Source organism: Ruegeria sp. BE9 (genome assembly GCF_056538765.1).
The window spans coordinates 230,830-254,050 of the sequence record NZ_JBQFTS010000002.1 but is presented as its reverse complement, the minus strand read 5'-3'; the positions used below and the strand labels follow the sequence as shown (position 1 = coordinate 254,050).

Here is a 23,221-nt window from a genome sequence, read left to right as displayed (position 1 = left end):
TCCTATACCTTAAAAGTCCGAACGTGCTCGGGCATCAGCACACCTTTTTTGTTTCTCGGATCAGGGATCGGCTCACCCACCGAGTTGTGAACGGGAATTACACCAGCCCAGATCGGAAGATCATAATCCTCTTCTTCATCAATTGGGCCACCCGTACGGATTTTGGCGCTCCCCTCTGATATCTCCATTCCCAAAACCATCGTTGCTTTCAGATCCTGCGCATGATCTGGCCGCAGACTTTCATACCGCCCAGGAAACAGCCCGTTTACAAACCTGCCCAGCTTGTCGAGCTTTTCGGCCGGATCCTCGACCTTAACGGCCTCACCGTACAGAGTGACAGACCGCGAGTTGACGGAGTGGTGCATTCCCGACCGCGCCAGTACAAAACCGTCCAAAATCGCAACTGAAAGACAAACCTGGGTATTGCGAGAGTTACGCAGGGCGCGGCTGGCCGACGAGCCATGCCAATATACATGGTTACCCTCACGCCACTGCAAAGTTGGTGTGACAAAAGGCTTGCCATCAATGACATAGCCAACACTGCACATGGGCTGAGCGTCCAGAATGGCGTTAATCGTGGCGCGGTCGAAATGCCCCCGCTGATGCGATCGGCGCAGGCGGCTTCGGTCGGTGATGGTAAGTGTATCAGTCATCTTATCGCTCGGGTTTAGTCTTGCTGTTATACTGATGCCCGGATATTGGTTTTTATAAAATGTCCAATTTTAAAACTTCTTCTAAGTCCAATTTAGACCGCGACCTGTTTGCGATTTCGCTGGACACAACGCTCAAGCCATCTCTTCAGGCGCAATTGCTTGAGGCGTTGCGAGAGCTCATAGCCGCGTCGCCCGATCTGGTTGGCGCGCGATTGCCGGCCAGCCGAACCCTCGCATCCGAGTTGTCGATTTCACGCACCACTGTCCAAGCGGTTTACGATCAGATGATCAGCGAGGGGTATTTGATCACACGGCAAGGCAGCGGAACATATGTTGCCAGCGACATCACCCACCTGTCCCAACCGCAGCCGATTGCCCGCCCGCACGGCCCGACGACTCAACCTTGGCGACCTTTCCAAACCGGCCTACCGGATCAATCCCTGCTGCCCAACAGACAATGGGCCCGCCACTTGGAGCGCACTTGGCGCAACCCCGAGCCTGATCTTTTGGCGCGCCCAGATCCCTTCGGTTGGTATCCTTTGCGAGGAGCTATCGCCGATCACTTGCTCGCATGGCGCCAACTGGCCTGTGATCCCGGACAGGTCGTTATAACATCGGGTGCACGAGAAGCCTTCGAAGTTATTTTCCATGGGCTGCTCGGAACAGGGAAAACGGTCGCAATCGAAGACCCCTGCTGGCCCAAGCTGCATGCGATCTTATCTGATACAGCCAATAACGCTCACCCAGTGCGCATCGACAATGACGGGCTGAATGTGGCTCGCCTTCCGCGCAAAGCCGACGCCGCAATCGTCACACCGTCGCGACACTACCCAACCGGAGTAAGCCTCCCCGTGCCCCGCCGTATCGCTTTGCTTGATTGGGCCAGACAGACCGGTGCCTTGGTGATCGAAGACGATTATGACAGTGAGTTCCGCTATCGAGGGCAACCTTTGCCGTCTTTGTCCGGGCTGGATGGGCTGAACAACACAATCTACCTCGGCAGCTTTTCAAAGCTCGTCAGCCCCGCACTCAGGATCGGCTACATGGTGGTGCCGAAAGGCTTGGTGGAAAAAACACAAGCATATCTTGGGCGTATTGGACCACGCGCCTCACTGATCCCACAACCCGCACTGGCCAAATTCATGGACAGCGGTGAGTTCGCTATGCACCTGCGGCGCATGCGACGGATATATGCGCGCCGCCAAGCGCATCTTTTAGAGGCGCTCAGCCCAGCATCAGATTTACTGAACCTTCAGGCGGATACGTCAGGGATGCATCTTTGTGTTGAACCCAAGGCGCGACTGACGGCCAAAATGTCCGACACTGATATCGGCAAGCAGGCCGGGGAAGACGGTTTGAGGGTAAGTGCACTATCGACCCACTGCGTCCTGCCGAAAAAGATGCAGGGCCTTCTCCTTGGCTATGCAGCGTTTGATGAAGACACGCTCTCACATGCAGCGGAACGGTTGATCGATATTCTCTTTGCAAAGCAGTGAACCGCTCCAGCCAACGCCGTGATTGATTAAGACAGCTGGAGAAGTAATGTTTGCTCCCATGAACAAAGTCGATCAATTGTCGTTGGACGGACGGTTACTGAAAATGCTGGTGGCCGTACATGAAACGGGGTCTGTCACCGCCGCCGCGCAGGCGATGGGAGTAACCCAATCCACAGTGAGCCACGGGTTGAACCGCTTACGGGCAATCACCGGTGACGATCTCTTCGTACCGATGGGACGAAGCATTACCCCAACCGAAAGAGCAGACGCTCTGGTTGTCGAAGCCCAATTGATTCTGGAACGGATGGCGCGGTTTTCGCAAGCTGGCGCATATGACCCGAGTTCGGACACACAGCCCTTCGTAATTGCCGCCACAGATTATGAAGTGGAACTAATCATAAAGCCATTCATTCATCGATTGCGCTGTGATGCCCCGGGCGTACAGGTTCGTGTGCTCCGCGCACGCGCAGATCGGGAATGGGCAGATCTTTTGCGAGGCGGAGAGGTTGATTTGGTATTGGCACCAGAACTGAAGTCTGACGAAACTGACATTAAGCAGCGCCGCGTGCTGATCGATGACTCAGACATGGTCTATTACGACGACAACCAGCGCAATGCTCCGGACAGTCTTGAGGACTATTGTGCTGCCGATCACATAATTATGGCGCCCGGCGTGTCTGAGAAAACGTCAGTCGACCACGTGCTGGCTGGCCTTGACCGCACCCGTCGCATAGCGGTCAGCTTGCCCAACTTTTCCGCGGTTGCTTCGGTATTACGCGGCACTGATATGGTCGCGCTCATGCCCTCTCGGCTACATCAGACAACCTTCAAAGACTTCGCCTTTTGCACCCCACCCTTCTCAATGCCGAAAGATACGATATCCGCCATCTGGCACGTTCGTTCGAATGACTCCAAACGGCACAAATGGATGCGACAGGTCATCCGAGAAGTCGTGAGCGATTAATACCGCAAACCTGCCAATCGGAACAACAAGCTAGGCCATTGCCCTCTAAACCCTAAAATGCAGAGCTGCACGAATTCTGCACATCTGCTGCGGATTACCTGCAAGCGGACGTTCCATTCTGGGAAAAACTCGGAATGGAGAAACAAATGCCCAAAGAACTTGTCATCCGTGGCCTACCGGCCTCATTGGCACAAGATAGCTGGTGGCTTGCGAGCGAGGCAGTACCGTCCGAAGGCCACGCGCGCCCTGCCCGCCCGAAAGGTTCGGGTTTGGTCGCCGACAGTTGGCTACCCCGACCAGTCGCAATGCTCTTGTTGGTTTTACTTGGGGATCAATTGCTTTGGGTGTACAAACCAGGGCTGTCCCTTGGTGTTTTTGCATGGTGCATCTTTGCCGTTGTGATTTTTCGCGCCCCCAGCAGCCAAAGGAAGATGGCGGCCTCGGCCATTCTGCTGCTCGGCACTCTGCCTATTCTTGAACATGTGCAACTGTTGTCATTGGCCATCCTCACTGCTGGGCTCGTAACAGCCATCGCGCTGTTGCGGCTGCCTCATACCGTCAAAGCGAAAGATATGGGTCCTTGGCTTGCGGCCTCCATATTGCGGATAATCGAGACATTGCCGACTGCGGGTATGGGAGAAATGTCCTCTCGTTTCAGAGACTGGCGCAATCATGTCAAAGCTTTGGACAGTTCAAATCATTTTATCAAATCGCTTGCTCGAAACTGGGCTTTTCCACTGGGGGGCGTCCTTGTGCTAAGCGCTCTGCTCATCAGCGCGAACCCAGTACTAGAGCACGCGCTGATGCGGGTCTTCCAAGTGGATATCGATGTTTTCTCTCTCGTTCAGCGCATCGTTTTCTGGACCGGATTGGCACTGTTGATCTGGCCTCTGCTGATGGTCACAGCACCTGAGGCACCGGCCAAAATGAAAGCCCCGGGCTGGAATACCTCGCGCTTGCTGAACGCCGGTTCGGTATTCCGAGCCCTAATCCTTTTCAACCTGATGCTTGCCGTGCAGAGCCTGATGGATGCGTCGATCCTTTTGGGTGGAGCTGAGTTGCCGGAGGGTATGAGCCACGCGACCTACGCTCACCGGGGGGCATACCCACTTTTGGCCACTGCCTTGCTGGCCGGAGCCTTTGCATTGGCCGCGCGCCCCTTTCTAAAACAGAACCCTTCGTTGAAGCCGTTGCTGCTGATGTGGTTGGCTCAGAACGTTTTGCTAACCTTATCTGCCGCATTCCGATTGCACCTGTATATCGAGGCTTTTGGACTGACCTATTTGCGCGTTTACGCTCTGATCTGGATGGGATTGGTCGCAGCAGGTTTAGTGATGGTTGCCTGGCAGGTCATGCGGAACAATTCGTCTTATTGGTTACTGCTGCGAGTGACCGCATTGGGGGTTGGAACGCTATATCTCTGCGCCTTTGTCAATTTTGCCGCGCTGATCGCAACTGACACGCTTTCTCGGGCCGCAGACCCCAGGACACAGGCAAACACAGACTGGGTTTATCTGTGCAGCTTGGGGCATTCGGCAGCAAAGGCGATCGTGGAGCAGATGAAACGGCAACCGATCAATTCTGTTCCCAGCTGGGCTTATGACTGTGTGCACCCGACCCCAACTGAACCCGCGTGGCGAGTATGGGACTTTCGCACTGCACGCGTGAATGGCTATCTTGCCTCAAACACACAAAGTGAGGCGCAATGAAAATCCTGTTGGTTGACGATGACCCCGGCCTGCGCGAACTCGTTGGCTTGGCGTTAGAACGTGCTGGGTTTCAGGTGGTGACCGCAAGCGACGGTCAGATTGCGCTCACGCACGCGGCGCGCGAAGCGCCAGACCTGATCGTTCTGGACATTGGCCTACCTGAACTGGACGGCTTCGAAGTGTGCCGACGAATACGGGCTAGATCTGACGTTCCAATCCTGTTCTTGACTGCACGTGATGATGAAATCGACCGTGTGTTGGGCTTGGAGATGGGTGCTGATGACTATGTTACCAAACCTTTTAGCCCCCGCGAACTCGTCGCACGGGTTCGGGCAATTCTGAAAAGAACGTCGGGACCGCGACAAACATCAGTGGTCTCCCATGGCCGGATCACTCTGGATAAAGCCGCGCACACGTGCAGGCTGGACGATCAAAGTGTCACGCTGACTGCAACCGAGTTTAACTTGCTAGCTGCGTTGGTTGACCGACCCTCTCAGGTGCACAGCCGAGCGCAGTTGATCAATGCGGTCTGGGGCGCGTTGTCGCAAGTTTCCGACAGAACCTTGGATAGTCACCTGCGCAATTTACGGGGCAAGTTGGCGCAGGCCGGATGTGCCAACGCCATTGAAACAGTGCACGGGGTTGGCATTCGCATTCACGAGATATCGGCATGAGGCGCAGATGGCGCCCAAGCCTTGCATTTGTGCTGGGGGGTGCCCTCTGCGGTACGTTACTTTTGTCGCTAAGCGGACTGGTAGCGTTCCGGTACCTTGGGCCCGAGTTTGGATATCAAAACTCTGCGATCTTTCTGGCTTTGGTTATAACCGCGATGACTGCCATTTTGGGGTGGCTACTGGTTCGGCTATTACTCAGGCCGATTTCGGCGCTGGAACGTTTCGCCACACAGGTGGCGCACCATCCATCGCAACCGTCGTCACCGCCATCTCATTTCGGAACGCGTGAACTGCGGGCCACCGCGCAAAGCGTTATCAACATGGCAGACACCCTGCGAAATCGTGAGACTACGATCCGCAGCTTCTCGGACCACGTCACGCATGAACTGAAAACTCCGGTTGCGACCCTCCGGGCAGCCACGGAACTCTTGCAGGACGATCCTTCGTTGTCTGGTGAAAACCTGCGCCTTGTCGCTCAGATCACCAGCGCCACGAACCAGATGGAGCAACAGATCGAAGCCATGCGCCAGATGGCACGTGCTCGCGAAGCACGCCATGATGGTTCGACAACTGTGAATGAGGTTGCAAACTCTCTTCACCGCGACTTTCCAACTCTTTCTGTGGCAGTCGATGGCGGCGGGGTTGATATTCCAATCGGTTCCAAGGGCCTGCTTTTGGTTCTGCGTCACTTGCTTAGCAATGCACAAGAGCACGGCGCTAAAGGCGTGAACATAACGGTTGAGGATCGTGACTTACATGTATTCTTGCGGGTCACGAACGACGGGCAAGCGGTATCATCCGGTAATGCGGCCCGCATCTTTGATCCTTTTTTTACGACGAAACGTGAACAGGGCGGAACGGGGATGGGGCTTGCCATCGTTCGCAACACACTGCGAGCGCACAACGCGGATATTGCCTTGGCGCCCACCGAAATCGGCGCGGGCTTTTCCATCCGTTTCGATGCTCAGGCAACTTAATAAAGCAGTTACGTCGCATCACAGTGCTTCCCTTTTCCTTTTCGAAACGCCCAAAAATTAATCAATAATCCCAACCTGCGCGAGAACCTTTGGCGTTTCGCTTGAAAACCCAAGCGTGTTCGTCAAGCTTTACGCATGAGTGAGTATTTTGATGAAATGTATAGCAATGACGGTTCTCTTCGCGGACCTTACGAAGAAATCGGCCGTTGGTTCAAAGCAGAAGACGTTTCGAGATTACGCGCGAAACAACGCGAAGCCGAAGAAGTCTTTCGATTAACAGGCATAACGTTCAACGTTTATGGCAAAGCCGAAGCCGAAGAACGCCTGATCCCTTTCGACATCGTTCCTCGGGTTATTTCCGGCCGGGAATGGCAGCGCCTTGAACGCGGCATCGAACAGAGGGTGCGTGCGATCAATGCTTTTCTGTTCGATATCTACCACCGTCAGGAGATTGTCAGGGCCGGTCGCATACCAGCCAGTATGATTTCCGAAAACGAGGCCTTCCTGCCCCAGATGATTGGGGTCGCCCCGCCAGGAAATGTCTATACCCATATCGTCGGAATTGACTTGGTGCGCACCGGCCCCGACGAGTTTTATGTGTTGGAGGACAACGCGCGCACCCCTTCGGGCGTCAGCTATATGCTGGAAAACCGTGAAACCATGCTCAAGATGTTTCCAGAGCTCTTCAGCGCCAACAATGTAAGAAGTGTGTCGGATTACCCCCGCAGCTTGCGGCAATCTTTGGCGGCCAGCGCACCAAGCTGTTCTTCCGGAGAGCCCACCGTTGCGGTACTGACCCCCGGCATCTACAATTCCGCCTACTTTGAGCACGCGTTTCTGGCCGATCAAATGGCCGTGGAATTGGTTGAAGGTCACGATCTGCGCGTTGTAGGCGGCCGTGTTTGTATGCGCACAACACGTGGATACCGACCAATTGACGTACTTTATAGACGGGTGGATGACGATTTCCTCGACCCGCTGAACTTTAATCCAAACAGTGCCTTGGGCGTTCCCGGAATAATGGATGTTTACCGCGCAGGCGGCATAACAATTGCAAACGCGCCGGGTACGGGGATCGCGGACGACAAGGCCATATACTCGTACATGCCCGAAATCGTCGAGTTTTACACTGGCGAAAAGCCCCTGCTGCAAAACGTTCCAACCTGGCGATGCGCCGACCCGGAAGCTTTGTCTTACGTTCTCGACAACCTGTCCGATCTCGTCGTGAAAGAGGTGCACGGCTCTGGCGGGTATGGCATGTTGATCGGGCCAACTGCCAGTAAACGCGAGTTAGCGGCATTCCGAAGCAAATTGAAGGCGCGCCCGGCCAACTACATTGCCCAGCCCACTCTGTCTCTGTCGACAGTGCCCATCTTTACTCGATCCGGGCTTGCCCCTCGACATGTGGATTTACGTCCATTTGTTCTGGTGTCACCGGATGGGATCAAGATCACTCCGGGTGGTCTGACGCGCGTGGCGCTCAAGAAAGGGTCGCTTGTGGTGAATTCCAGCCAGGGCGGCGGAACCAAAGACACCTGGGTTCTGGAGGATTAAGCCATGCTGGGAAAAACTGCAGGCGGCTTGTTCTGGATGACCCGCTATCTTGAACGCGCCGAGAATACAGCAAGGTTGCTGGAAACCGGTCAACGGATGGCTCTGACCAGAACCAACAACGCAAACGAAGAATGGGGGCCGGTCATGCAAACAGCCGGTGTTCTTGCGGGGTACCAAGCCAAGTACGAAAAGGTGACAAAGGACAGTGCCATCGATTGGATGTTGCGGGACACCGAAAACCCTTCCTCGGTACGGTCAGTCATCAAGCAGGCGCGCGACAATGCCCGGTTGGTTCGCACAGCGCTCACATATGATGTATGGAGCGCAATCAACGCCACTTGGATGCGGGTGGAAGAGCAGCTGAGGCGCAAAGTCAATGAACGTGATCTTCCCGGTGTGCTCGAATTGGTTCGCCACCAAACGGCACTGGTGCGCGGGGCTTACCTGGGCACGATGCTGCGCAATGATATTCATGATTTCGCCCAACTGGGCACGTTCATAGAGCGCGCAGACAACACCGGCCGGATATTGGATGTGAAGTATTATGTTCTTCTGCCAACAGCCTTCTCGGTCGGGTCATCGCTCGACAATGCACAATGGGAGAGCATCCTGCGTTCCGTTGGTGCAGGTGGTGCCTATCGCATGACCCACGGGCAGAAAACTTCTCCATCTGAAATTGCCGAATTCATGATCCTGGATGAACGTATGCCCCGCAGCCTGAGTTATTGCTGCCGCCACATTCAGGAAAGCCTCGCCCTGCTGCAGAAAGACTACGGCTCTGAGATGCCGTCAGGTGATGCGTCCCGAGCGCTATATGCACGGCTGTCGGATCAAGAGATCTCGGGGGTCTTCGAGTATGGGCTTCACGAGTACATTCAGGACACGCTGACGCATCTAGCCGGAATAAGCCGCCAAATCGAAATCGATTATCGTTTTTATGAGTAATCCATGAAACTGCATATCCGACACGAAACCCGTTATGACTTTGATGCGCCAGTACCTTTTGGCCTTCAACAACTGAGGAAAACACCAAAGTCCTTTCGTAATCAGAATGTCCTGAGTTGGGACACTCGGATCAGCGGCGGCCAAAAAGAGCTGAGCTTTGAGGATTGCCACCGAAATACAGTTGAGCTGATTAGCTTTGAACCGAACACCTCATTTGTTGCCTTGGTTTCAGAGGGCGTGGTCGAGGTTGAGGACACTCATGGCATATTAGGCAAGCACGAAGGGTCCACGCCGCTTTGGCTATTCAAAAGAGAGACACCCCAAACCACGCCGAAAAAGGGTGTTTCAGGCCTTGTGAATGCGTTGCCAGATGCTGAACCACTGGACCGTTTACATGCCCTTTCCGCTCTGGTGCGCGATCAGGTCAAGTATGAGATCGGCTGCTCGAAACCGGATTGGACAGCCGAGGACGCCATCGAAGCCGGATGCGGAGTATGTCAGGATCACGCGCACATTTTCATAGCGTGCGCGCGCAAGCTTGGACTGCCAGCACGGTATGTTTCGGGATACCTCATGATGGATGACGTGGAGCATCAGGACGCCACACATGCGTGGGCCGAAGTTCATATCGACGGCTTGGGATGGGTTGGGTTCGATGTCTCGAACGGAATATCCCCGGACAATCGATATGTTCGCGTCGCGACCGGTCTGGACTATGCAGAGGCTGCGCCAGTAATAGGGAGCAGAATCGGGACAGCGGGCGAGCAGCTATCGGTGCAGTTGCTGGTCGCACAGCAGTAGCGGAGAAAAACATGACCTATGCTGTGGGGATGCGGTTGAACCGCGGATTGGTGTTCATGTCTGACACCCGCACCAATGCAGGCGTGGACAACATCTCGACCTTTGAAAAGATGTTCAACTGGACGGTCGAAGGCGATCGCTCCATAACGCTTTTGACTGCCGGCAATCTGGCGACCACACAGGCCACTGTCAGCATGCTGGAAGAGCGGACAAAAGCTCCGGAAGACCGCGCGCCTTCTATTCTTGAAGCTCCGACCATGTTTCAGGTGGCCCAACTGGTTTCTGAAACGCTGAAAGATGTCATTGAAATGCACGCCCGCGCGGGTCAACAGGCCGACAGCGCATTTCACGCCACGCTTATTTTGGGTGGTCAGATTAAAGGCGGCCCTTCCCGGCTGTTTCTGATCTATCCCGAAGGCAACTTCATCGAAGCCGGCGCAGACACGCCGTTCTTTCAGATTGGCGAAACCAAATACGGTCGCCCTATTCTGGTTCGGGCATACGATCCTGAGATGAGTTTTTCCGAGACCGTAAAGCTGTTGCTCGTCAGCTTTGACTCAACAATCAAAGCGAACCTATCCGTCGGAGCACCATTGGATCTGCTGCTATACGAAGAGGACAGCCTAGCCGACGGTCAGCGCACCAGATTCAAGGCAGACGATCCCTATTTCCGGACGATTTCGGATGGATGGGGTGACGCCCTGAAATCGGCTTTGGCAAAACTTCCGGACTACGATCTGGATCTTTCGACAGAGTAACGCGCTTAATTTTCGAGAATAACGGTATTACTCGCCCAACCAGCCGCCGTCATAGCTTCGGTCAGTTCTTCGACCGGCTGCGCGTCGGCAAAGACCCTGTTTTTTACAGCGGCAAGCGGGAAATTGGGCCAGGTTTCCACAAACATCTCTGCCAATCGACGCGCCTCCATTTCCTCACCATTCTTCCAATGCGCTGCCATAAGATAGGCGGTGGAAATCGGCCCGAACGGCCCCCCTTCTGCGATGGTTTCCTCATAGGTTTCGATCGCAGCCGCATAGTCCCCCGTATGAAACTGCGCAGCCCCTAACGCGTTCCCCAGAACCAAACCACCATTTTCGGATAGCGCGCGATACCGGTCGGCATGCGAAATGATACGAGCAAAATTCGATGTGTAGAGTGAAATCAACGCATCAAACTCGGCAACATGCGGATCGTCGGGCGCGAGGTTAGTTGCACGCGAAGACAAGCTAACCGCCTGACCAAAATTCCCAATCCCGAACTCGTACCAAGCCCGAGCTGACAAAGCCCACGGTGCATCAGGTGCCAATTCCAAAGCATAAGCGCTGTGTTCATCCGCCGAACCAAGCAGCTCATCCCCTGCTGGAAGATTGAACTGCAAAACAGCCAGCATGGTTTCAACCTGCGCCGCTCCCGCATATCCGCAGAAGTACAATGGATCTCGCTCAATAGCGGTTTCAAAGACCAGCAAGGCGGGACGCAGTCTGGACAGGTCAACGACTGGGAAAATCAGATCACGCCCTGTGTTGCAAAGGTTCATAGCCTCAACCCGCGTTGGTGAAACGTCATAGATTGTGGATTTAGGCCGCTCGCTTTCGGACAAAGGCCAACCCAGAAAAACAGCGGTCACGAGCCCTGCAACTCCAAGCCCAGCCGCGCTGAACCACAGCAGACCTCTAGACTTCAATTCGGGCGCATCGGTCCCAATTGATTGAAATTCGGGCGCATAGCTGCCAACCGGCAAAGAAATTTCAATTGAATCCTGAGACCCATCCCCGCTGTAGTAAGCCTTGAGCTTTCGACGGACACGCCCCGCATCAACCCGAACCACTCCTTCGCGCCGGGACAGGTCTTCCGCGTCATAGCCGTACACATCCATCGCAATCGTTTTCGCGCGAATGTCATCCTTTCTGCCGGCGAGGGCTTCGCTCACAACGTAAGCCAGGAACGACTGCATCCTGGCAGATCCCTTGAATTCCTTAGAGGCTAAAACCCGGTCCAGCGCCTCTTTGATCTGTTCCTTGGGGAGCGATGGCGCGTTTGACGGCTGATCTTCCGCGGTCTGGGCAGTCAAGAACTATCCTTTCAAGATAAGGGCTTGGCGGCATGTTGCTACGGTAACATGCGCCTTTTTACGTTCAAGATTTATTCTGTGGCATTCATGCTTGGGCATCGAAGCCAAAGAGCGCCCGCGCAATGACAGACAACGAATTCTTTGAAGTACAGTTCCCTGGCTCGGCTCAACAAGTGCACGACCTTCGGGCCCGAGACAGAGAGTTTGACCAGATCTGCGCGGATTATCACGAAGTTTTTTCCGAGTTGGCCAGAGGGTCGAACGCGGCCACTGCAACACAGCCCCGATACCTCGCGGACTTAGCTGAATGCCTTTCGGATTTGCGCGCCAGCATTGAACGACGATTGTCGGCCGCTCGCCCCCGTCCAACCAGTAATCGAGAGTGAGAAATTTGTTATGCGACTAAACCAGGTCCTTCCCATATTCGTCCTGACCAGCACTACGGCCTTCGCCCAACAAAACCCAATTGTTCACGATGGAGAATTTGAGTTTCTACGCGCACAGTTTGGCGAAACCTGGGACGTCGAAGATGTTGAGATCGAAGCCCAACTGGCCGAAATCCGCGACGCAAACGACGGACAGCCCCCGAACTTTCTCTACATCCTGATAGACGATGTGAGTTTCGGCCAGATGGGCGAACGCAAGATGAATTATGTGATGGGGATCGAGACGCCAAACATCAACCAGCTGGCCACTGAGGGCCTGTCGTTGATGCGGATGTATACAGAACCCTCTTGCACCCCAACACGCACCGCCATGCTGACAGGACGCCATCCTGTGCGCGCGGGCGTCGAAGAAGTCAAGGTCGCGCTGGTGGGCGAAGGCCTGCCGGCCTCGGAAGTGACATTGCCCGAAGTCCTGAAACAGGTTGGCTACAGCACCACTCATGTCGGGAAATGGCATCAGGGTGATATCGAAGAAGCATATCCCCACAACCAGGGCTTTGACTGGGCCGCGTTCCCCTTACACCAGCAAGTTCAGCTCAGCCTTATGACACCCGAGGCAATGCGGTCCAATGCAATGCTTGGGTACGTCCCAGAGGGGCAGAGTAACCAGTTCTTGCTGGACGAACGGTTCAAGCCCTACGGCCTGGTCACTGGTGTTGAAGCCGAAGCGGGCGGCTTGGCACGCGAAGTGGACATGGCTGCGGGTGAGGTTTGGACGCAGGCGAAATACGAAGAGATGAACCTGCGCTATCAACAACAGGCGCTGGAACAGCTGCAACGTGTCGCAGCCGAGGATGCACCGTTTTTCCTCCAATACTGGCCTCTTTACCCTCTGAACTTCGTCTATCCAGATCAGGCCATCTCGCGAAACGGTGGCTTCCACGCAGACAAACTGCAACTGCTGGACAGCTGGATCGGAGATCTGCTGGGCGCCCTGGATGAAACTGGAAAAGCAGACAACACTATCGTGATCCTGATGGCTGATAATGGCCTGATGTACCATTACGAGGGCACTTCAGGTCTGAACCAACTGATCTATCGCGGTGGAAAAACCCAACACCTTGAAGGCGGCGTGCGCACCGATGCCTTTATTCGCTGGCCCAATGTCATCGAGCCCAACAGCGCGGCGGGCGACATCTTTCACGTGTCAGATATCTTTACCACCATGGCCCGGATTGCAGGGGCGACCGATCACATCCCACGCGACCGTGTCATCGACGGAATTGATCAAACCGCCCTCTTGCTAAAAGGCGAAGGTCATGGGCGACGCGACTATGTTTATGTCTACGAAGGTCCGGTTCTGAGGTCTGTGGTCAAGCAAGAGTTCAAGATGCACCTGCCCGCCCCCGGCCAGCCCGGTGCCGCGGCCCCCACCTACAACGTCTTCCGCGACCCACGCGAGGAACACCCGCTGGTCGGTTACTCCCTGTGGGCCGGGGCTTCGTTTCAGGACATGATCAAACGTCATCAGAAGCTGATCGCCAAATACCCGCATTCGGAAATTGGGAAAGGCCAGCCCTATGAAGGGATCGAGAACCTGCGTCCGGAATCAGAACTGGCACGCGAGACATTCATGAGTTGGCAATAATTCAGGTCCGTAGAAATTTCATCGTAAATATCATAATGTTTAAATGTGAGATTGTCCTGCGGCACCGGCTACAGCGAGATCTGACCACGAGAGGGGAAAAGTAATGAAATTGAAATGGTTGGTAGCACTTTCGACAACCATTGTCGCTGCGCCGGTCTTTGCGCAGGAAAGCCCCATTCAGCACGATGCTGAGTTTTACATCCTAGAAGCACAGCACGGCGACCAATGGGCTGAGGACAATGCTGCCGTCGATGCCGCACTGGCAGCCTTTCGGGACAGGAACGAAGGGAAAGCTCCTAATATCGTAAGCGTTCTGATTGACGACATGGGCTTTGGCGACATGGGCATACCCGAGCTCAACGCCGTTCGGGGATACGAAACGCCCAATATCAACGATTTCTCTGATCAGGCGTTGCGAATGGTGAGGATGTACACGGAACCCTCCTGTACGCCGACCCGCGTCGCACAGATGACTGGGCGCTTGCCGGTGCGCATGGGCATGGGTGACACAACTGTCGACATTGCGGGCTTTGGCCTGCCAGGGGATGAAGTCACGCTCGCCGAAGTCCTCAAACAAGCTGGCTATGCGACAAGCCACGTTGGCAAATGGCACATGGGGGATATCGCCGAGAGTTGGGCGATGAACCAAGGCTTCGACTATGCCCAGCACGCCATTCACCAACAGGGTCAGCTAACCATCTTCAACGATGATGCGATAAAAGAGCAGGTCTCGGTTGCGATAAGGGATTTTGACGACAAGTACACGTTGGATGGATGGTTTCGCCCGGACTCTGCCGCGATGATGACCGTGATCGAAGGCGAAACCGGCGGTCCAATTCGCGAAATTCGCATGGAACCCGGCGAACGCTGGAACGCTGAAAAGTATGACGAAATGAACCAGGCGTTTCAGGACAAGACGATGGAAGAGTTGGACCGCCTCGCCGGCGGGGAAGAGCCCTTCTTTTTACAGTACTGGCCAATGATCCCGCTGGACAACACCCGCGCAGGCCGATCCGGGCCAGAGAGCGTTAACGGTGGGCTTTACGTAGACAAGATGCAGCTATTGGATCAATGGCTAGGTGACTTGTTCGTACGGATGGACGAACTGGGATTAACGGAAAACACCGTGGTAGTTGTCATGGGCGACAACGGCCATTTCACCAAATATGCACCGCAATCCGGGTTCACGCCTTTGATCTACGCGGGCGGCAAGGGTGACACGACCGAGGGCGGGGTCCGCGTCGATGCCTTTATTAGATGGCCCGGAATGATCGAGGCCGACGGACTTTTGAACAGCATCATCCATGTCTCGGATCTCTACACGACAATGTCCCGATTTGCCGGGGCAGATCAGTATATACCCCGCGATCGGCTGGTGGATGGAGTAGACCAATCTGCCGCTCTGTTGTTCTCCGATGAAACCAAGGCACGGCGCGATCACGTGATCATCTATTCGGTCAACAAACCCGAGGCGATCGTTAAAGATCAGCTGAAATTGAAACTACCTGGACCGGGCGAAAGCGCTATCCTTGCCAAGTTCTTTGACCTCTATCGAGACACGCGCGAAGAGTATTCGGTTTCCACCGAAGTCGGCGCATGGGGAGGTCAGGAGTTCGCCCGCATCCTGGGGCGGCACATGGCCAGGAAAGAAAAGTACCCTGATACGACTCCCGCATACGGCGTTCCATACGAGGGGATCGAAAACCTGCGCCCTGAAACGCAGGAGGCCGTCGAGGCATTCGTGATCAAACAGCAAGCGCCACAGAAATAACCCCTCGCTGTTCGGGAGATGAACCCCGAGCGGCTTTTGAAATCGAACTATTAGAGGCTCCAAATGGCAGGGAACATCATTTTCGCTCTGGGTCTGATTGTTTCACTGGGTATCGGGTTCATTTACTTCCGCGATCTCGGTGACATTTCGCAGATGCTGCTGAAGGTAAAACGCGAAAACATGGTTCGGTTTATCCGGAACGAGTATCGTTTAATTGCAATTGGTCTTGGCGGGTTTGCAATCGCGACACTGGCCCATTTTATCCTGGGGGGCGGCCCGTTCTGGCTGTGGCTGATCGGAGCACTGCTGGTTCTGGTGCTGTACGGCTTCCCTTATGTCTGGGTGCATTTGGGTTTGAGGAACCAACTGAACGACGCGGCCTTTTTCCCAATCAGCGAGGCGCAGAAGTTTGTCGGCCCGACAGCGCCAGTGATTGTCATTGAAAACAATGGTCATGCCCGCGCACATCCAGATGCGCAGATCATGCGCCCCCATCTGGCGGGCGATAAAGATGGGCTCGGCGGTGAAGACGTTGTCATGACCTATTGCGCAATGGCCAATCTGGGCCAAGGCTATGCCCCGCGGATCGAGGGTAAGCGGCTGGACCTTGAAGTTCTGGCCCAACACGGAAACAACCTCATTCTGCGCGACAATGAAACCGGTGAGCCAATCCAGCACATCTATGGCTTTCGCGAGGCCGACCATGACACAAGTGCCGAAGGACCAGCCTGCCCTGTGCGCCCCGAGGCACAGATGAAGCCCTGGCCGACCTATCGCATGACATTCCGTGGGTTCAAAAAGGCCTTTCCAGACGGCGAAGTCTATCTGAACATGCCCTCACCAAATCCTCTGTTACGATTGCTGGATATGGTCACCGAAATCACATTTGGCTGGGGGATCGGCCGTCAGCACCAAGAAGACGCGCCTGTCATGGATAACATGGACCGGTCAGACGACAGATTGCCCAACAAAACCTATGTCTGGGGAATTACCATCGGCAAGGATGCGGCCTGCTGGACGGATGACTTTGTCATAGAAAACGACTGGATCGTAAACGCAACCGTGGGCGGGCGGGATATCGTTGTCAGCCTTGACCCGAAATACGAAAGCCTTGGAGTCTGGTACAATGACAGCGGTCAACCCGTCACGCACTGCGACTTTTGGGGCAATTCCGACCGTGGTCAGTTGCAAAGGGTCGAAACCCTGCGCGCCGGAGTTTTCTGGCATGTCTGGGCCGAGTTCTTTCCGGAGACTGACATCAATCGTACAGGCTCTGGCGCCAAAACAACAAACGAAGCGGCATGAAATTCAAACCAATTTCTTTAAGATGCACTGGCCAATTGCGCTCACAGACCGCCTTTAGGGCTAAGTGCCACCTAAGAACCGGAGGGACAGAATGGATTTAAGACACAAATTGAAATGCAGCGTAGTAGGGACGGCCCTTTTCACGGCTGTGGCCACAACTGCATCAGCGCAGCAATCGGACTGGTCCTATGAGGCCACCATCTATTTATACATGCCAGAAACAGAGACCAGTTTCGAAACACCCGCCGGAACACTCGACGGTACGCTTAGCTTTTCGAAAGCGTTGGAAAACCTCGACTTTGCATTCATGGGCGCGCTGGCCGCCACCAACGGACAGTGGAGTGCTCTGATCGACTATAACTATACAAACTTGTCCTTCAGCAACACTGCACCCGGGCCGGCCAATGCTGACTTGGACACCTCGGTTAAAACACAATTTCTGACTGCAATGTTGGGTTACCGGGTACGTTCAGACGATACTGTCAACGTTGATCTAACTGGTGGCATAAGATGGTACAGCACCAAAACTGATTTCACATTGACCCCCGGAACTGCGCCCGGACGGTCAGCCACGGCCGATGACAGTTGGGTCGATCCCGTCATCGGTGCCCGCGCTCGGTTTAGGTTAGCAGACAGATGGACTGGTACAGCTTTTGTGGATTACGGCGGCTTTCGCAGTGGCAGTCAAACTTGGCAAGTCCTGCTGACAGCGGACTATGAGATCAATGACAGATGGCTGCTGCGGGGTGGGTATCGCTATATCTCATTCGATCACGAGATTAACGGCAGCGACTACGAATTCAGTCAATCTGGTCCATTGATTGGTGCCACTTTCAGGTTCTGATTTCCGCGAACCGACAGCAAGGATCATCCGTAAGCGCGGCGCGCGGCACCAAACTGTGCCTTCAATCGGCTTGCTACCGGCAATCTTTGGGTCTGGGTTGAAATCGCCGTTCCGATGTTCAGTACAAGCACAGCTGAGCAGACAACTATAGTTGCGCTGACAAACGGGTCGGATGCCATTTCATAGTTTTGGGTTCCGGCAACCCAAAACGCGAAACCAAATCGGGTAAAAGCAACCGAGTCCGTAAGACGTCTCAAACCAGGTAGAAAATAGCTGGTGAAGGCAGCTGCCAGAACAACGGCGACCATATAAATTAATCCCGTGATCACCGGGATGGACAGTCCCATTCGGGTGGCATCAAAGTGGGAATACAGCAAAAACCCAGCTGCAAACGACAGGACGCCGATCAGTGCAAGCCTGCTTCTTTCAAGGCACACATGGCGCACAAATGGTTGCACTGCTCACACCCTCCATTCTTCATTAAGACTATCATTGAGGGGTGAATTTGTGAATGATCTGACTGAATGAGGGCCAAAGTTGGACTTTGTTGCGAAAGAAAGTCCAATTTCGTCACAATATGGACGGCCTAATAATTGACTGCTCTGCGCACCTAACTCCACTTTGAAGCCGTGAAGGCAGCGTCAAACCCCTAGGAACTTCTCCGAGACTTCGGGTGTAAGGTCAGCCATAGCGCCCGACCAGACAGTGCGACCTCGTTCCAAGACAGCCGCTTTATCTGAAACCTCGGCCAGTTCCTTGAGCGACTTGTCGATCAGTAAGATTGCAACGTTCGTCTCTTGCTTTAGTCGGCGTAGCGCGGACCAAATCTCTTGCCGGACGATTGGAGCAAGCCCTTCGGTCGCCTCATCCAAAATCAGCAATCGCGGATTGGTCATCAACGCTCGACCGATCGCAAGCATTTGCTGTTCCCCCCCGGAAAGAGAGGCCGCACGCTGGCTCTGACGCTCGCCCAACCGAGGAAACAGTTCCGTTACCCGGCTCAGCGTCCAGTCACCGGGTCGCGCTGCCGCAATCAGGTTTTCGCGTACTGTGAGATCCGCAAAACAGCGACGGCCCTCGGGCACCAACCCCACCCCCTTCCGGGCAACCTTGTGGCTGGGAAGTAGGTGTAAACTCTGGCCATCCAGCTCCAACACACCTTCGGAACGGATCATCCTGCACACCGCTTTCACAGTGGTCGATTTACCCATGCCGTTGCGCCCCATAAGAGCAGTCACCTCACCTTGCGCGATCTCAAGGTCGACGCCGAAAAGCGCCTGGCTATCGCCATAGCTGGCCGTGAGGTTCTCAATTCGCAACAGGGTCATGCTTCATCCCCCAGATAGGCGTCACGAACTTCGGCACTACTGCGGATTTCATCTGCTGTTCCGGTGGCTATGACCTTGCCATAGACAAGAACGCTGATCCTATCGGCCAGCGCGAACACAGCATCCATGTCATGCTCAACCAGCAAAATTGGGGCTTCCTGCCGCAACCCATCCAGAAATCCAGTCAGTCTTTTAGATCCCTCACCTCCCAGCCCGGCCATGGGCTCGTCCATGACAAAGGCCTTGGGCTGCAAGGTCAATGCAACTGCAACTTCCAACTGTCGTCGTTGGCCGTGGCTAAGGTTGGCGCATCGCATGTCGTGTTCTGCGGTCAAGCCCACACGTTCCAAAGCCGCCTCGGCTCTGCCCCGCAAATCGGGGCGCTTCAAAGCGGGCCGCCAGAACCGCCATGCCATGCGCTCTGCGCCCATTGCGCCGAGCACCACGTTTTCAAGCACCGTATCTTCCATACAGAGCTGAGAGATCTGAAACGTCCGCCCCAGACCGGCCTGTGCCCGCGCCTGCGTTGTATGGCTTGAAACATCTTGGCCATTCAACATGACCTGCCCGGAATCCGGCCGCAAACCACCACAAATCTGCTGGATCAACGTTGACTTACCGGCGCCATTTGGACCGATGATTGCGTGGATTTCACCCTGCCTCAGATCAATAGACACGTCATCCGTGGCCTTCAATGCACCAAAGCTCTTGTTCAGGTTCAGCGTGGCGAGAACGGGGTCAGACATGAGCACCCTCCTTGCCAGTCAGCAAGCCAATCAGGCCGCCGCGCCCGAACAGCACGATGCAAAGCAAGACAATACCCAGATAGACGTGCCAGAAGTCGGTGAGCTCTCCCAAGAAATGCTCCAGCGCGACAAAAACGCAGGCTCCGATCACCGGCCCCATTAGTCGCCCTACCCCACCGATAACAATCAGCACGATCAGTTCGCCGGACAATTGCCAACTGAACATCGTAGGCGAGACAAAGCGGTTAAGGTCGGCGAACAACGCGCCGGCCAAACCGGTGATCGCTCCGGAGATCACGAAGGCCAGCAGCTTTAGCCGCATCGGGTTCAAACCAACTGTTTCCACCCTCTCTGACGTTTGGCGCGCGGCATTCAACGCAAGCCCAAAGGGTGCGGCCTGCAGGCGTGAAAACACAAACAGCACCAGACAAAGCAGTGTAAAGCAGACGCCGTAGAACTGGATCGGCACCAACGTGTTCAGGCCAGGAAATCCATTGCGAACATAGATCGACAGGCCGTCCTCACCGCCGTATTGCGCCCAAGAGATGGCAAAGTAGAAGAACATTTGCCCAAAGGCGAGCGTGATCATGATGAAATACACGCCGGACGTCCGCAACGACAGCAGCCCGATAAAGAATGCCACCAGCGCCGACAGGACCATGGACGCCAGCCAAATCACTGGCATGGACTTGGTTCCGCCAGTTGAGAAAAGCCCCAAATCAAGCGCGGTATAGGTCTGCGCATGATAGGCTAAGATGCCCATTACGTACCCGCCGATCCCGAAGAACACGGCGTGACCAAAGCTGACCATGCCACCGATCCCAAGGATGATATTCAATCCTACTGCGGCCAGGGCGAGGATCACTGCGCGCGTCACCAGCGTGATTGTAAAAGGCTGATCCGCAACAACTGCCCAAAGCGGCAGCGCCAAAAGACCCGCGATCACCAGCGCGTTGAGGTAGTTTTCGTTCAGCCTCATGCGCGCGCTCCGAACAGGCCGGTGGGCCGCCAGATCAGCACCAGCCCCATAAGAACGTAGATGCCCATCGAAGCCAGCGCTGATCCGCTTTTCTGCGCAGCACCATTGTCCATGAACAGCTTAAACACTTCAGGCAGGAACACACCGCCTAAAGTATCAGTCAGCCCAACCAATAGCGCACCGATAAAGGCACCCCGCACCGATCCGATGCCGCCTATGACAATGACTACGAAAGCCAGGATCAGCACTGGTTCCCCCATGCCCACCTGCACCGACTGGATCGCACCGACCAGAGCGCCTGCCAGCCCGGCAAGCGCCGCGCCCACCGCGAAGACCAGTGTGTAGAGTTTCGAGATATCGACCCCCAGCGCAGCGATCATCTCTCGGTCATTCTCTCCGGCCCGGATTTGTATGCCCAACCGGGTGCGTTCGATCAGTGCCCAAAGACCCACGGCCACGGCTAGCCCGATTCCGATCAGGGTTAGACGGTAAAGCGGGTATTCGATCCCGCCGGGCAGCGTGACAGGCCCTGACAGAGCGTCGGGAATATCCAGAAACAGTGGGAAGGACCCGAACACCCAGCGCGTGCCTTCGGAAAAGATCAGGATCAGCGCAAAAGTGGCGAGCACCTGATCCAGATGCGGCGCGTTGTACAATCGCCGGATCACAACCATCTCGACAATTGCCCCCGCCAGCGCAGCAGCAGCCAAGGCGGCAATCAGCGCCAATAGGAAAGACCCGGTAGCCCCAGCCACGGCCGCAGCGGCAAAAGCTCCGACCATATACAGCGAGCCATGAGCCAGATTGATCAGCCCCATCACGCCGAAAATCAGCGTCAAGCCAGCCGCCATCAAGAACAGCATGACGCCGAACTGCAGCCCGTTGAGGATCTGCTCGATAATCAGGATCGATGACATGGAAACTCCGATGGTCTGCCCGCCCCGCTATCGGGGGGCGGGCAGTAGGTCAGTTACATTTTGCAATCGGCCGCATAAGCGTCAGAGTGGTTTTCCAGCGCAACACCTAGGATCTTGTTGGTGAACACGTCACCTTCCTTGACCACCTCGCGCGCATAGATCGTCTGGACCGGGTGATGGTTCGGACCAAAGCTGAATTCGCCACGGGTACTGTCAAACTCAGCAGCTCGGAGCGCTTCGCGGAAAGCATCGGCATCCGACGGATCGGCCTTGTCCAGCGCCGACAACAGCAGATTGGCTGTGTCGAACCCTTGGCTGGCGTAAAGCGAAGGCAGCCGCCCGTATTCCGCCTGGAAGCTTTCAACAAACGCCGAGTTGGTCGGGTTGTCGATATCCTTGTTCCACTGCGAGGTGTTCACCACACCCAACGCCGCATCGCCAACCGCCTGCAGGATACCCTGATCAAAGCTGAAGGCCGGACCAACCACAGGCAGATCGATACCGCTGTCAGCGTACTGCTTCAGGAAGGAAATCCCCATGCCTCCCGGAAGGAAAAAGAACACGCTGTCCGCATCGCTTGCACGGATCTGCGCGATCTCGGCAGCGTAGTCAGTCTGCCCAAGCTCGGTATAAACCTCACCGGCCAGATCTCCCTCAAAGAACCGTTTGTAACCAGTTAGGGCATCCACACCTGCGGGATAATTCGGGGCCAGAATAAAGCTGTTCTTGTAACCCGCACCGTTGGCATAGGCTCCAGCGGCCTCGTGAAGGTTATCGTTCTGCCAAGCGACGTTGAAATAGTTCTGGTGGCACCCCTGCCCGGCCAAAGGCGACGGACCCGCGTTCGGGGACAGGTAGAAGACATCCTGGTTCACCGCCGCAGGAACGACCGCCATAGCGAGGTTAGACCAGATGATACCAGTCATCACATCAACGCGTTCGGATTGGATCATCTTGTCGGACAGTTGAACAGCGATGTCCGGCTTGCGCTGATCATCCTCGATCACAACCTCTACGTCATCACGCCCGGACTGCGCGATCGCCAGCATGAACCCGTCGCGCACATCAATGCCCAACCCGGCGCCACCGCCGGAAAGAGTAGTGATCATCCCGACTTTGACTTCGCCCAGCGCACCAGAGGCACACAATGCGGAAACCGCAGCGGCCGCTAGAAACTTTTTCATTGTCATCTCCCTTCGTTGGTCTTCTTGACGCAACTTATGTCATTTTTCCCGGCGCCTGGTCTATGCCTCTGACAGCGCGCGCCTTTCTTGTTTGGCTCAGCGAGCCTAACAAACACCGATCGCATGCCGAATGTCGAGGCAGAGTTCTGCGTGAAATGCCTCAAATCTCCGAAACAGTAAATTCAGTTACCCAATCCTAAAGAAAACGCCCAACCCATCCTCATAGTTTCTGCGCTCAACGCACATGACTCTGCAAAGATGTGTTGACG

General features: G+C 55.2%; 22 protein-coding genes. 14 read left to right on the top strand and 8 right to left on the bottom strand.

From position 1 onward, the window contains the following. Window positions 1-2: 2 nt before the first annotated feature. Window positions 3-653, bottom strand: a complete 651-nt coding sequence (locus ACR0EO_RS07915; RefSeq protein ID WP_480688677.1) for a pyridoxamine 5'-phosphate oxidase family protein — start codon at window positions 651-653, stop codon at window positions 3-5. 59 nt (window positions 654-712) lie between these two features. Here ACR0EO_RS07915 and pdxR point away from each other — a divergent pair, with 59 nt between their 5' ends. From pdxR to ACR0EO_RS07870, 9 genes are all read left to right on the top strand, one after another. Next, window positions 713-2,149: a MocR-like pyridoxine biosynthesis transcription factor PdxR gene (pdxR, locus tag ACR0EO_RS07910; protein WP_480688676.1), complete on the top strand. Its 1,437-nt coding sequence runs from the start codon at window positions 713-715 to the stop codon at window positions 2,147-2,149. A 46-nt stretch (window positions 2,150-2,195) separates the two neighbouring features. Next, window positions 2,196-3,113: a LysR family transcriptional regulator gene (locus ACR0EO_RS07905; RefSeq protein WP_480688674.1), complete on the top strand. Its 918-nt coding sequence runs from the start codon at window positions 2,196-2,198 to the stop codon at window positions 3,111-3,113. Window positions 3,114-3,259: 146 nt separating this feature from the next. Continuing rightward, entirely contained in the window at window positions 3,260-4,822 is a 1,563-nt protein-coding gene (locus ACR0EO_RS07900) for a DUF4153 domain-containing protein (RefSeq protein ID WP_480688672.1), read from the top strand. After that, window positions 4,819-5,496, top strand: coding sequence for a response regulator transcription factor (locus ACR0EO_RS07895; protein WP_480688670.1), 678 nt, complete (start codon window positions 4,819-4,821; stop codon window positions 5,494-5,496). The genes ACR0EO_RS07900 and ACR0EO_RS07895 overlap by 4 nt, the downstream gene beginning before the upstream one ends. Continuing rightward, a complete protein-coding gene (locus ACR0EO_RS07890) occupies window positions 5,493-6,473 on the top strand; it encodes a sensor histidine kinase (protein ID WP_480688668.1) in 981 nt (326 codons plus the stop codon). Before ACR0EO_RS07895 ends, ACR0EO_RS07890 begins: the two co-directional genes overlap by 4 nt. A gap of 135 nt (window positions 6,474-6,608) precedes the next feature. After that, entirely contained in the window at window positions 6,609-8,027 is a 1,419-nt protein-coding gene (locus ACR0EO_RS07885; RefSeq protein WP_480688666.1) for a circularly permuted type 2 ATP-grasp protein, read from the top strand. Between the two features lie 3 nt (window positions 8,028-8,030). Beyond that, window positions 8,031-8,972, top strand: coding sequence for an alpha-E domain-containing protein (locus ACR0EO_RS07880; RefSeq protein ID WP_480688664.1), 942 nt, complete (start codon window positions 8,031-8,033; stop codon window positions 8,970-8,972). 3 nt (window positions 8,973-8,975) lie between these two features. Further along, a complete protein-coding gene (locus ACR0EO_RS07875) occupies window positions 8,976-9,773 on the top strand; it encodes a transglutaminase family protein (RefSeq protein ID WP_480688662.1) in 798 nt (265 codons plus the stop codon). An 11-nt stretch (window positions 9,774-9,784) separates the two neighbouring features. Continuing rightward, window positions 9,785-10,531: a proteasome-type protease gene (locus ACR0EO_RS07870; RefSeq protein ID WP_480688660.1), complete on the top strand. Its 747-nt coding sequence runs from the start codon at window positions 9,785-9,787 to the stop codon at window positions 10,529-10,531. A 5-nt stretch (window positions 10,532-10,536) separates the two neighbouring features. Here ACR0EO_RS07870 and ACR0EO_RS07865 read toward each other — a convergent pair whose 3' ends face one another. After that, window positions 10,537-11,844, bottom strand: coding sequence for a tetratricopeptide repeat protein (locus tag ACR0EO_RS07865; protein ID WP_480688658.1), 1,308 nt, complete (start codon window positions 11,842-11,844; stop codon window positions 10,537-10,539). A 122-nt stretch (window positions 11,845-11,966) separates the two neighbouring features. On the opposite strand from ACR0EO_RS07865, the gene ACR0EO_RS07860 reads away from it, so the two are divergent. The 5 genes from ACR0EO_RS07860 (at window position 11,967) to ACR0EO_RS07840 (ending at window position 17,798) form a co-directional block, all read left to right on the top strand. After that, window positions 11,967-12,230: a hypothetical protein gene (locus tag ACR0EO_RS07860; RefSeq protein WP_480688656.1), complete on the top strand. Its 264-nt coding sequence runs from the start codon at window positions 11,967-11,969 to the stop codon at window positions 12,228-12,230. A 10-nt stretch (window positions 12,231-12,240) separates the two neighbouring features. Continuing rightward, window positions 12,241-13,878 (top strand): sulfatase-like hydrolase/transferase, encoded by a 1,638-nt coding sequence (locus tag ACR0EO_RS07855; protein ID WP_480688654.1) that lies wholly within the window; start codon window positions 12,241-12,243, stop codon window positions 13,876-13,878. Window positions 13,879-13,981: 103 nt separating this feature from the next. After that, complete coding sequence (locus ACR0EO_RS07850; RefSeq protein ID WP_480688652.1) at window positions 13,982-15,649, top strand: sulfatase-like hydrolase/transferase; 1,668 nt, start codon at window positions 13,982-13,984, stop codon at window positions 15,647-15,649. A 63-nt stretch (window positions 15,650-15,712) separates the two neighbouring features. Further along, entirely contained in the window at window positions 15,713-16,954 is a 1,242-nt protein-coding gene (locus ACR0EO_RS07845; protein ID WP_480688650.1) for a DUF3179 domain-containing (seleno)protein, read from the top strand. Between the two features lie 91 nt (window positions 16,955-17,045). Continuing rightward, a complete protein-coding gene (locus ACR0EO_RS07840; RefSeq protein ID WP_480688648.1) occupies window positions 17,046-17,798 on the top strand; it encodes a porin family protein in 753 nt (250 codons plus the stop codon). Window positions 17,799-17,821: 23 nt separating this feature from the next. Here ACR0EO_RS07840 and ACR0EO_RS07835 read toward each other — a convergent pair whose 3' ends face one another. From ACR0EO_RS07835 to ACR0EO_RS07810, 6 genes are all read right to left on the bottom strand, one after another. Further along, window positions 17,822-18,256 (bottom strand): hypothetical protein, encoded by a 435-nt coding sequence (locus tag ACR0EO_RS07835; RefSeq protein WP_480688646.1) that lies wholly within the window; start codon window positions 18,254-18,256, stop codon window positions 17,822-17,824. 183 nt (window positions 18,257-18,439) lie between these two features. Further along, entirely contained in the window at window positions 18,440-19,126 is a 687-nt protein-coding gene (locus tag ACR0EO_RS07830) for an ABC transporter ATP-binding protein (protein WP_480688644.1), read from the bottom strand. Beyond that, the gene (locus ACR0EO_RS07825) at window positions 19,123-19,872 is read right to left on the bottom strand and encodes an ABC transporter ATP-binding protein (RefSeq protein ID WP_480688642.1); all 750 of its coding nucleotides are present in this window, start codon (window positions 19,870-19,872) and stop codon (window positions 19,123-19,125) included. The genes ACR0EO_RS07830 and ACR0EO_RS07825 overlap by 4 nt, the downstream gene beginning before the upstream one ends. Beyond that, a complete protein-coding gene (locus ACR0EO_RS07820) occupies window positions 19,865-20,851 on the bottom strand; it encodes a branched-chain amino acid ABC transporter permease (RefSeq protein ID WP_480688640.1) in 987 nt (328 codons plus the stop codon). Before ACR0EO_RS07820 ends, ACR0EO_RS07825 begins: the two co-directional genes overlap by 8 nt. Continuing rightward, the gene (locus ACR0EO_RS07815) at window positions 20,848-21,768 is read right to left on the bottom strand and encodes a branched-chain amino acid ABC transporter permease (RefSeq protein ID WP_480688638.1); all 921 of its coding nucleotides are present in this window, start codon (window positions 21,766-21,768) and stop codon (window positions 20,848-20,850) included. Before ACR0EO_RS07815 ends, ACR0EO_RS07820 begins: the two co-directional genes overlap by 4 nt. Window positions 21,769-21,821: 53 nt before the next feature. Next, on the bottom strand, window positions 21,822-22,952 hold the full coding sequence (locus ACR0EO_RS07810; protein WP_480688636.1) for an ABC transporter substrate-binding protein: 1,131 nt from the start codon (window positions 22,950-22,952) through the stop codon (window positions 21,822-21,824). Window positions 22,953-23,221 lie beyond the last annotated feature (269 nt).

Excerpts from the sequence above, each read along its gene's own strand:
- ACR0EO_RS07810 (WP_480688636.1), bottom strand. The coding sequence starts at position 22,952 with ATGAAAAAGTTTCTAGCGGCCGCTGCGGTTTCCGCATTGTGTGCCTCT.
- ACR0EO_RS07845 (WP_480688650.1), top strand. The coding sequence starts at position 15,713 with ATGGCAGGGAACATCATTTTCGCTCTGGGTCTGATTGTTTCACTGGGT.
- ACR0EO_RS07915 (WP_480688677.1), bottom strand. The coding sequence starts at position 653 with ATGACTGATACACTTACCATCACCGACCGAAGCCGCCTGCGCCGATCG.
- ACR0EO_RS07895 (WP_480688670.1), top strand. The coding sequence starts at position 4,819 with ATGAAAATCCTGTTGGTTGACGATGACCCCGGCCTGCGCGAACTCGTT.
- ACR0EO_RS07885 (WP_480688666.1), top strand. The coding sequence starts at position 6,609 with ATGAGTGAGTATTTTGATGAAATGTATAGCAATGACGGTTCTCTTCGC.
- ACR0EO_RS07840 (WP_480688648.1), top strand. The coding sequence starts at position 17,046 with ATGGATTTAAGACACAAATTGAAATGCAGCGTAGTAGGGACGGCCCTT.
- ACR0EO_RS07825 (WP_480688642.1), bottom strand. The coding sequence starts at position 19,872 with ATGTCTGACCCCGTTCTCGCCACGCTGAACCTGAACAAGAGCTTTGGT.
- pdxR (WP_480688676.1), top strand. The coding sequence starts at position 713 with ATGTCCAATTTTAAAACTTCTTCTAAGTCCAATTTAGACCGCGACCTG.
- ACR0EO_RS07850 (WP_480688652.1), top strand. The coding sequence starts at position 13,982 with ATGAAATTGAAATGGTTGGTAGCACTTTCGACAACCATTGTCGCTGCG.
- ACR0EO_RS07820 (WP_480688640.1), bottom strand. The coding sequence starts at position 20,851 with ATGAGGCTGAACGAAAACTACCTCAACGCGCTGGTGATCGCGGGTCTT.
- ACR0EO_RS07860 (WP_480688656.1), top strand. The coding sequence starts at position 11,967 with ATGACAGACAACGAATTCTTTGAAGTACAGTTCCCTGGCTCGGCTCAA.
- ACR0EO_RS07905 (WP_480688674.1), top strand. The coding sequence starts at position 2,196 with ATGTTTGCTCCCATGAACAAAGTCGATCAATTGTCGTTGGACGGACGG.
- ACR0EO_RS07900 (WP_480688672.1), top strand. The coding sequence starts at position 3,260 with ATGCCCAAAGAACTTGTCATCCGTGGCCTACCGGCCTCATTGGCACAA.
- ACR0EO_RS07815 (WP_480688638.1), bottom strand. The coding sequence starts at position 21,768 with ATGTCATCGATCCTGATTATCGAGCAGATCCTCAACGGGCTGCAGTTC.
- ACR0EO_RS07830 (WP_480688644.1), bottom strand. The coding sequence starts at position 19,126 with ATGACCCTGTTGCGAATTGAGAACCTCACGGCCAGCTATGGCGATAGC.
- ACR0EO_RS07870 (WP_480688660.1), top strand. The coding sequence starts at position 9,785 with ATGACCTATGCTGTGGGGATGCGGTTGAACCGCGGATTGGTGTTCATG.
- ACR0EO_RS07875 (WP_480688662.1), top strand. The coding sequence starts at position 8,976 with ATGAAACTGCATATCCGACACGAAACCCGTTATGACTTTGATGCGCCA.
- ACR0EO_RS07890 (WP_480688668.1), top strand. The coding sequence starts at position 5,493 with ATGAGGCGCAGATGGCGCCCAAGCCTTGCATTTGTGCTGGGGGGTGCC.
- ACR0EO_RS07855 (WP_480688654.1), top strand. The coding sequence starts at position 12,241 with ATGCGACTAAACCAGGTCCTTCCCATATTCGTCCTGACCAGCACTACG.
- ACR0EO_RS07880 (WP_480688664.1), top strand. The coding sequence starts at position 8,031 with ATGCTGGGAAAAACTGCAGGCGGCTTGTTCTGGATGACCCGCTATCTT.